This is a genomic window from Roseomonas sp. TAS13 (assembly GCF_001950415.1).
Taxonomy (GTDB): Bacteria; Pseudomonadota; Alphaproteobacteria; order Acetobacterales; family Acetobacteraceae; genus Roseomonas; species Roseomonas mucosa.
This window is the reverse complement of record NZ_BDLP01000191.1, coordinates 1-8248: the sequence shown is the minus strand read 5'-3', so window position 1 is coordinate 8248 and position 8248 is coordinate 1. Positions and strand designations below refer to the sequence as shown.

General features: G+C 70.9%; 7 protein-coding genes and 1 tRNA gene. 6 read left to right on the top strand and 2 right to left on the bottom strand.

The window, feature by feature from the left end; genetic code table 11:
* Window positions 1-160: 160 nt before the first annotated feature.
* Genes ROTAS13_RS14800 through ROTAS13_RS14790 form a run of 3 tightly spaced genes read left to right on the top strand, consistent with a single transcriptional unit; the run spans window position 161 to window position 4345 of the window.
* A complete protein-coding gene (locus tag ROTAS13_RS14800) occupies window positions 161-523 on the top strand; it encodes a succinate dehydrogenase assembly factor 2 (protein ID WP_037250002.1) in 363 nt (120 codons plus the stop codon).
* Window positions 520-3987, top strand: coding sequence for a transcription-repair coupling factor (gene mfd, locus ROTAS13_RS14795; protein WP_075822722.1), 3468 nt, complete (start codon window positions 520-522; stop codon window positions 3985-3987). Before ROTAS13_RS14800 ends, mfd begins: the two co-directional genes overlap by 4 nt.
* 46 nt (window positions 3988-4033) lie before the next feature.
* Complete coding sequence (locus ROTAS13_RS14790) at window positions 4034-4345, top strand: hypothetical protein (RefSeq protein WP_075822721.1); 312 nt, start codon at window positions 4034-4036, stop codon at window positions 4343-4345.
* A gap of 53 nt (window positions 4346-4398) precedes the next feature.
* On the opposite strand, the gene ROTAS13_RS14785 is transcribed toward ROTAS13_RS14790, so the two are convergent.
* Together ROTAS13_RS14785 and ROTAS13_RS14780 are read right to left on the bottom strand one after the other, a co-directional pair.
* Window positions 4399-5067 carry a DsbA family oxidoreductase gene (locus ROTAS13_RS14785; protein ID WP_019459832.1) on the bottom strand — a complete coding sequence of 223 codons (669 nt, stop codon included), beginning with the start codon at window positions 5065-5067 and terminating at the stop codon, window positions 4399-4401.
* Window positions 5068-5325: 258 nt separating this feature from the next.
* Window positions 5326-5415, bottom strand: a tRNA-Ser gene (locus ROTAS13_RS14780).
* Between the two features lie 51 nt (window positions 5416-5466).
* Here ROTAS13_RS14780 and ROTAS13_RS14775 point away from each other — a divergent pair.
* The 3 genes from ROTAS13_RS14775 (at window position 5467) to ROTAS13_RS14765 (ending at window position 8214) form a co-directional block, all read left to right on the top strand.
* Window positions 5467-6531: a lipid A deacylase LpxR family protein gene (locus tag ROTAS13_RS14775; RefSeq protein WP_075822720.1), complete on the top strand. Its 1065-nt coding sequence runs from the start codon at window positions 5467-5469 to the stop codon at window positions 6529-6531.
* A gap of 121 nt (window positions 6532-6652) precedes the next feature.
* Entirely contained in the window at window positions 6653-7636 is a 984-nt protein-coding gene (locus tag ROTAS13_RS14770; RefSeq protein WP_019459834.1) for a lytic transglycosylase domain-containing protein, read from the top strand.
* Between the two features lie 77 nt (window positions 7637-7713).
* The gene (locus ROTAS13_RS14765) at window positions 7714-8214 is read left to right on the top strand and encodes a septal ring lytic transglycosylase RlpA family protein (protein ID WP_075822719.1); all 501 of its coding nucleotides are present in this window, start codon (window positions 7714-7716) and stop codon (window positions 8212-8214) included.
* The last annotated feature ends 34 nt before the right edge of the window (window positions 8215-8248 follow it).

Below are 8248 nucleotides of genomic sequence, written 5' to 3'. Positions count from 1 at the left end.
GGCTCGTGCGGGGGCTGGGCTGACATGGCGGAAGTCGGCCTCTATATGGCAGTGATCGAACGAAGGGCGAACCCTTGGCCGCCCAAGCCGTTCTCCCGCTGTGTTCCACGAGGCCCCGTCCCGGCCGGACGCGGCGCCCGACCCAACCGGTATGTTCCCGATGTCCGATACCCCCGACGCGCAGTCCCAGCAGGAAGCCGAGCCGCAGGCGCTCGATCCGCGGCGCAAGCGGCTGCTCTTCCGTGCCTGGCACCGGGGCACCAGGGAGACCGACCTGATGGTCGGGCATTTCGTCGCCCGGAACATCGCCGGCTTCGGCGAGGCGGAACTGGACGAGCTGGAGGCGGTGCTGGAGCACCTGGACGTGGACATGCAGGACTGGCTGAGCGGCCGCCGCCCCATCCCGGAGGAGGTCCGCACCCCGATGCTGGAACGCATGGCCCGGGAATGCACCGCCAGCGGCGCCGGGATGACCGCCGAGATGCGCGGCGGCCTCGGCAAGGGGGAGGGCAGCGCCTCTTGAGCGCCACGGTGGAGCGTCCGGTCGTCGGCGCCACCGTCCATGGGGCGCCGGAGGGGTTCGACGCGCTGCTGCTGGCCCGTCAGCGGGCGGAGAGCGGCCGGCCCATCCTCCATGCCTGTCGCGACGACGCGCGGATGATGCGGATGGTCGAGGCGCTGGGCTTCTTCGCCCCGGATGTCGAGGTACTGCGCTTCCCGGCCTGGGACTGCCTGCCCTATGACCGCGTCTCGCCCAATCCGGAGATCCTGGCCGAGCGCGTGGCGACCCTGGCACGGCTGCTGGAGCCCGGGGACAAGCCACGCATCCTGCTCACCACCGTCAACGCCCTGGTGCAGAAGGTCCCGCCGCGCGCGGTCTTCGAGGGTGCCACGCTGCAGTTGAAGAAGGGCGGACGGGTCGAGCCGGAGCGGCTGACCGCTTTCCTGGAAGCCAATGGCTATGGCCGCACCGGCACGGTCATGGAGCCGGGCGAATACGCCGTGCGCGGCGGCATCGTCGACCTCTATCCGGCGGGCGAGCCGGGGCCGGTGCGGCTCGACCTCTTCGGCGACGAGATCGAGGGGCTGCGGCGCTTCGATCCGGAAAGCCAGCGTTCCGCCGAGGCACTGACCGAGCTCTGGGTCCGCCCGGTGGGCGAGGTCTTCCTCGACCCGGATTCCATCGCGCATTTCCGGACGGCGTATCTCGACCTCTTCGGCATGGCCGCGACCGAGGACCCGCTCTACGTCTCGGTCTCGGCGGGCCGCCGCCACCCGGGCATGGAGCACTGGGCGGGCCTGTTCCACGAGAGCATGGAGACCCTGCCGGACTATCTGCCGCCCGGCGCCCAGGTCAGCCTGGACCACCAGGCCGAGGACGTTCTCGACGCCCGGCTGGAGATGATCCAGGACCATTACGAGGCCCGCCGCCTGCCGCCGCGCGAGGGCGAGCAGCCCTATCGCCCGGCGCCGCCGCGCAAGCTCTACCTGGACCGCGCCGGCTGGAACCGCATGCTCTCGAAGGGCACGCTGGCGCATTTCTCGCCCTTCACCGCCGAGGACGGCCCCGATGCCGGCGGCCGGCCGGGCAAGCTGTTCAGCGACGTGCGGACCTCCGGTGGCAATGTCTTCGCCGCCTACAAGGAACACGCCGAGGCCATGGCGGCGCAGGGTCGCCGCGCCGTGCTCGCCGCCTGGACCCGGGGCTCGCGAGAGCGGCTGGCGAACCTGCTGCGCGAGAACGGTGTGGTCGCCGAGACGACCGGCAACTGGCCCTCGGCGCAACGCCTGCCCCAGGGGGTGGTGGCGCTGGCCATCCTGGGGGTGGAGCGCGGCTTCACCGCCGGCGGCATCGCGCTGACCGGCGAGCAGGACCTGCTGGGCGAGCGCATCGCCCGCCCGCCGCGCCGCCGCAAGCGGGCCGACCAGTTCATCGCCGACGCCACCGAGATCGCCGAGGGCGATCTGGTGGTCCATGCCGACCACGGCATCGGCCGCTATGACGGGCTGGTGACCATCGAGGTCAACGGTGCGCCGCATGACTGCCTGCGGCTGGTCTATGACGGCAATGACCGGCTCTTCCTGCCGGTCGAGAACATCGAGGTCCTGACCCGCTTCGGCTCCGAGACCGCCGGGGTGGCGCTGGACAAGCTGGGCGGCGCCTCCTGGCAGAACCGCAAGGCCAAGGCGAAGCAGCGCATCCGCGACATGGCCGCGGAACTGATCCGCACCGCCGCCGAGCGTCAGGTGCAGGAGGGCAGGGCCGCCGTCCCACCCGAGGGGGCCTGGGACGAATTCTGCGCCCGCTTCCCCTTCGCCGAGACGGAGGACCAGCAGCGCGCCATCGGCGACGTGGTCGAGGACCTCGCCTCCGGCCGGCCGATGGACCGGCTGATCTGCGGCGATGTCGGCTTCGGCAAGACCGAGGTGGCGCTGCGCGCGGCCTTCCTGGTGGCGATGACCGGCGCGCAGGTCGCGGTGGTGGTGCCGACGACCTTGCTGGCGCGGCAGCATTTCCGCACCTTCGCCCGGCGCTTCGAGGGGTTGCCGGTGAAGGTGGCCCAGCTCTCGCGCCTGGCCACGACGAAGGAGGCGGCGCAGGCCCGGGCGGGGCTGAAGGACGGCACGGTCAACATCGTGATCGGCACCCACGCCCTACTCGCCAAGGGGGTCGAGTTCGACGATCTGGGCCTCGTCATCGTGGACGAGGAGCAGCATTTCGGCGTCGCCCACAAGGAGCGGCTGAAGGCGCTCAAGACCGACGTCCACATGCTGACGCTGACCGCCACGCCGATCCCGCGCACGCTGCAGCTGGCGCTGTCCGGCGTGCGGGAGATGAGCGTGATCGCCACGCCGCCGGTGGACCGGCTGGCGGTGCGGACCTTCATCGCCCCCTTCGACAGCGTGGTGATCCGCGAGGCGATCCAGCGCGAGCGCTTCCGCGGCGGGCAGATCTTCTGTGTCTGCCCGCGCCTGGAGGACCTGCCGAAGATGGCCGAGCGGCTGCGCGAGATCGTGCCTGAGGCACGGCTGATCGAGGCGCATGGCCGGCTTTCCGCCACCGAGCTGGAGCGGGTGATGACCGAGTTCGGCGACGGCAAGTACGACATCCTGCTCGCCACCAACATCGTGGAAAGCGGGCTGGACATGCCGGCGGTGAACACGCTGGTGATCCACCGCGCCGACATGTTCGGGCTGGCGCAGCTCTACCAGCTGCGGGGGCGGGTCGGGCGCGGCAAGCACCGGGGCTATGCCTATCTCACCTGGCCCCCGGCGCACCGGCTCTCCGCCGCCTCGCAGAAGCGGCTGGAGGTGATGCAGACCCTGGACAACCTGGGCGCCGGCTTCACCCTGGCCAGCCACGACCTGGATATCCGCGGCGCCGGCAACCTGCTGGGCCAGGAGCAGTCGGGCCAGATCCGCGAGGTCGGCATCGAGCTCTACCAGCAGATGCTGGAGGACGCGGTGCAGGACGTCCGCAACCGCGCCAAGGGCAAGCGGCGGCGGGACGGGGAGGAGGACACCGACTGGACGCCGAACATCAATCTCGGCCTGCCGGTTCTGATCCCCGACGCCTATGTGCGCGACCTGCCCGTCCGGCTCGGCCTCTATCGCCGGATCGGCACCCTGGCCTCCGAGGCCGAGATGGAGGCGATGGCGGCGGAGCTGGTGGACCGCTTCGGGCCGCTGCCGCCGGAGGTGGAGAACCTGCTCCAGGTCGTCTCCATCAAGCGCCTCTGCCGTGAGGCCGGGGTGGAGAAGCTGGATGCCGGGCCCAAGGGCGTGGTGCTCGCCTTCCGCAGGAACCGCTTCGCCAATCCGGGCGGGCTGGTGAACTGGGTGGCCTCGCAGAAAGGCGCCGTGAAGCTGCGGCCCGACCACAAGCTGGCCCTGGTGCGGGAGATGGACCTGCCGGCCCGGGTGAAGGCCGCCAGGAGCATCCTGGGCGCGCTGGTCCGCGTGCTGGAGGAGGTCAAGCCCGGCTGAGGGTGGCGGCCCGCGCGTCCCGGCTGTCAGCGGGCTGGCCCGCTCCATGCAGTTCACCGCGCTGAACACCCTGGCCTTCGCCGATGTGCCGCCCGGCGGTATGAGCGGCGCCAACATGCTGTTCAGCACCGTGCAGCAGATGGCGCTCGGCCTCGGCATCGCCCTGGGCGCCGTGGTGCTGCGGCTGGGCCAGTCCTTCCATGGAGAAGTCGGGGTCCCGACCCAGGGGGATTTCCGGCTGGCCTTCCTGGTGGTCGCGGTGCTGGGCCTGCTGAGCCTTGTCGACGTGCTGCGGCTGCCGCATGACGCGGCGCGCCTGGTCAGCGGCCACCAGCCGGGCGGTGCCAGGACAGGCTGAGCCTTCGGCCCGGGAACGCCGGATCCGGAAAGGTCAGGCCCGGAAGGAGTCGTTCAGGCGAACTCGCCCTCGGTGATGGCGATGTCCAGCAGGCGCTCCAGCACCTCCGGCTCCTGCGCCCCGGCGATGGCATGGCGGCCGCTCACCACGAAGCAGGGCACGCCGTTGATGCCCAGGCGATGGGCACGGAGGTTCTCCGCGTGCACGTCCTCGACCTCGGCATTGCCGGACAGGAAGCGGTGCAGCGTGGCCTGTTCCAGCCCCAGCGACACGCCGAGGGGCAGGAGCACGTCCTGCCGGCCGATATCGAGACCTTGGGTGAAGTAGCCGGTGAAGAGCCGGTCCACAGCTTCGTCCGCCCGGCCGATCCGCGCCGCCATCCGCACCAGCCGGTGCGCGTCCAGCGAGGAGACCGAGCGGTGCAGCAGGTCGAACCGGAAGGCGATGTCCTCCACCCTGCCCAGTTCCGCCAGCGTGGTATGCAGGCGCCGGGTGCGGTCCTCCCCGCCGAAGCGGCGAGCGATGTAGTCCGAACGCTGTATTCCCCCCACGCCCGCATCAGGGTTGAGCAGGAAGGGGCGCCAGACCATGTCGGCCATCACGTCGGGCCGCGAGCGCAGGGCCCGGCGCAGGCGGCGTATGCCGAGGAAGCACCAGGGACAGACGAGGTCGAAGACGACTTCGATGCTGAGACGTGCGCGTGGTGGCGAAAGGACGTTCACGGCGCCGATTATAGAAGCACTGGCCGGCGGGGGAAACCGTTCTGGACGGCGCATCCCGGTGTTCTGGCGCGTTCGGCCATGACGCGGCGGTCCCGAGACGTTACCGCTCCCGCTTTCCTCGTGGGCCGGCCCATGCGCCATATCGTGACGGGCAAAGGGCGATGCGGGGCGACGGCCGGAGTGGCGAGGCTTAGTGGCGAGGCTTTCGCAGCCCCGAAGGCTGGCGTATCCCGGCCCCCATGAAAGCTGCTGGGGGGATGGCGGATGGGGTGGGATTCGAACCCACGGTGGGCTTGCACCCACGGCGGTTTTCAAGACCGCTGCCTTAGACCGCTCGGCCACCCATCCGCGCGAGGCCCTTCCTTGCTCCGGAGCGGTCCGCAAGGCAAGCCGGGGGCGATGAACTCCGCACCCCGCGCCCGCGCCATCCTCCATCACATCCATGCCGGGCTCATCGCGGCCATGCTCGCTCCGGTGGCGCCGGTCGCCGCCGGCGCGGCCGGGCCAGTGGCCGCGCCATCGGCCACGCCACCCGCAGAGGCCACGCCGGTCCGGTCAGGCACCTGGGGCCTGACGGTGGAGAACGACCTCTTTGGCGGCAATTCCGACCGCTACTATACCAACGGGCTGTTGCTGACCTGGCGTTCCCCGGCCACCACGATGCCCGATTCGCTGGCCTGGATCGACCGCGGCATGGGCTGGCTGCTGGGGCCGGGGCCGCTGCGCTGGGGCCTCTCCTTCGGCCACAACATCTTCACGCCGGAGGACAAGCAGCTCCGGAACCCGGATCCCTCGGACCGGCCCTATGCCGGCCATCTCTACGGCGCGCTCAGCCTCAGCCATGCCACGCCCAGCCGCCAGACCATCTTCGAGATCCAGGCCGGGCTGGTGGGTCCGGGGGCGCTGGGCGAACAGGTTCAGAACAACTGGCACCGGCTGATCGGGGTCAAGACCACCAAGGGCTGGGACTACCAGATCAAGGACGAGCCGGTGATCGACCTGCTGACCGAGCGGCGCTGGAGGGTTTCCACGGGCAGCTGGCAGGGATTCGAGACGGAGATCATCCCGGCCGCCACCCTCTCCCTGGGCAACGGCAACATCTACGGCGCGGTGGGCGGCACCCTCCGCCTGGGCAAGGGCCTGGAGTCCGACTGGGGGCCGGCCCGCATCCGCCCGGCCCTGGCCGGTTCGGGCTGGGTCGAGCCGACCCGGGAACTCGGCTGGTACGTCTTCGGCGGCGTGGACGGGCGCGTCGTGGGGCGCGACATCACGCTGGACGGCAACACCTGGCGCGACAGCCGCAGCGTGGACCGGCGCTGGCTGGTGGGCGACCTCCAGGCAGGCTTCGCCGTGCTGTGGCGCGACATGCGCATCGCCTATACGCAGATCCTGCGCTCCGAGGAATTCTACGGCCAGCGTGGCACGCAGTCCTTCGGGTCGATCAACATCTCCCTCCGGTTCTGAGGGGCCACCACAGGCGGCTGCGACGGCGCATCAGGGAAAGCGGGCAACACCCCGGAAAGGTTACTCGGCGGCGGCGCGCGATCCGTTGCCGGAATCGGCGCCGCGTGCCACCTCTGCGCCCATGCCGGCCACAAGACGCGCTCTCCTTTCCACCCTGGCTGCCGCCGGGGCTTCCGCCTCCTCCCTGGTGCCGTTCGGGGCACGGGCGCAGGAGGAAAGCTTCGCCTCCTTCCTGCAGGGGCTGCGTGCCGAGGCGCGCCGCGGCGGGATCTCGGACGCGACCCTGAGCCGGGCGCTTTCCGGCCTTCGGCCCAATGACAAGGTCATTGAGCTGGACCGCCGGCAGCCCGAATTCACCATGACCTGGGCCCAGTACCGTGACGGGCGGCTGAGCCAGACGCGCATCGACCGGGGCCGCCAGATGGTGGCCGAGAACATGGCGCTGCTGCAGGACATCGAGCGCCGCTTCAACGTCAGCGCCCGCGTGGTGGTGGCGATCTGGGGACTGGAAACCAACTACGGCGCCTATACGGGCAACTTCAACACCGTGGAGGCCCTGGCCACCCTGGCCTGGGAAGGGCGCCGGGCGAAGTTCTTCCGGGCCGAGCTGATCGCCGCGCTGAAGATCCTGGATGCCGGCCATGTCAGCGTGGACCGGATGCGCGGTTCCTATGCCGGCGCCATGGGCCAGCCGCAGTTCATGCCCAGCAGCTTCAACCGCCTGGCGGTGGATTTCGATGGCGACGGCCGCAAGGACATCTGGGACGACCGCGCCGACGCGCTGGGCTCCATCGCCAACTACCTGGCCAGGAGCGGCTGGGAGGGCGGTGTGCTCTGGGGGCGGGAGGTGACTCTGCCGGCCGGGCTGAACCGGGGCGATCTGGGCCGGGAAAACCGTAAGCCGCTCGGCGAATGGGCGCGTCTCGGGGTGCGCAAGGCCGATGGCTCGGCCCTGCCGAGCTTCGACCAGGACGCCGCGATCGTGGTGCCGGGCGACGACGGGCAGGCCTTCGCGGTGTACCGGAATTTCAACGCCATCCGCCGCTACAATCCGTCCGACTTCTATGCGCTGGCGGTGGGGATGCTGTCGGACCGCGTGGCGTGATCCAGCCCTCCGCCGCGGGGGGCACGGCCCCTCGCGCCAGGGCTTCCCGCGCCGGACTCCGCCATGCGGGCGGCCGCATGGCGGTCCCGGCGGTCCTGGCCCTGGGCCTCGTCCTGGCCTCCTGCGGTCCGCGCACGCCTCCCGTGGCGCCGACCCCCGCCGTCTATACGATCGGCCAGCCCTATAGCATGGGCGGCCTCTGGTCCTATCCGCGCGAGGATTACGGGCTGGCCGAAACCGGGCTGGCCACGGTGCTGCCGGGGACGGGGGACGGGCGGCGCACCGCGGATGGGGAAACCTACGACCCGGCGCTGCTGACCGCGCAGCACCGCACGTTGCAACTGCCCGCCATCCTGCGCGTGACCAATCTGGAGAACGGCCGCAGCCTCTCGGTGCGGGTCAACGACCGCGGGCCGCAGGACCCGGGGCGGGTGATCGGCCTGTCCCCGCGTGCCGCGGAGCTGCTGGGCATCGCCCGCGGCCGCCCGGCCCAGGTGCGGATCGAGGTAGAGGCCGAGCCCTCTCGCGCCCTGGCCGCCTCGCTCGCCCGCGCACCGGGTGAGATGCCTGTCTCTTGATCACATCTACGCACAGCTCCACCGTAAGGCGAAT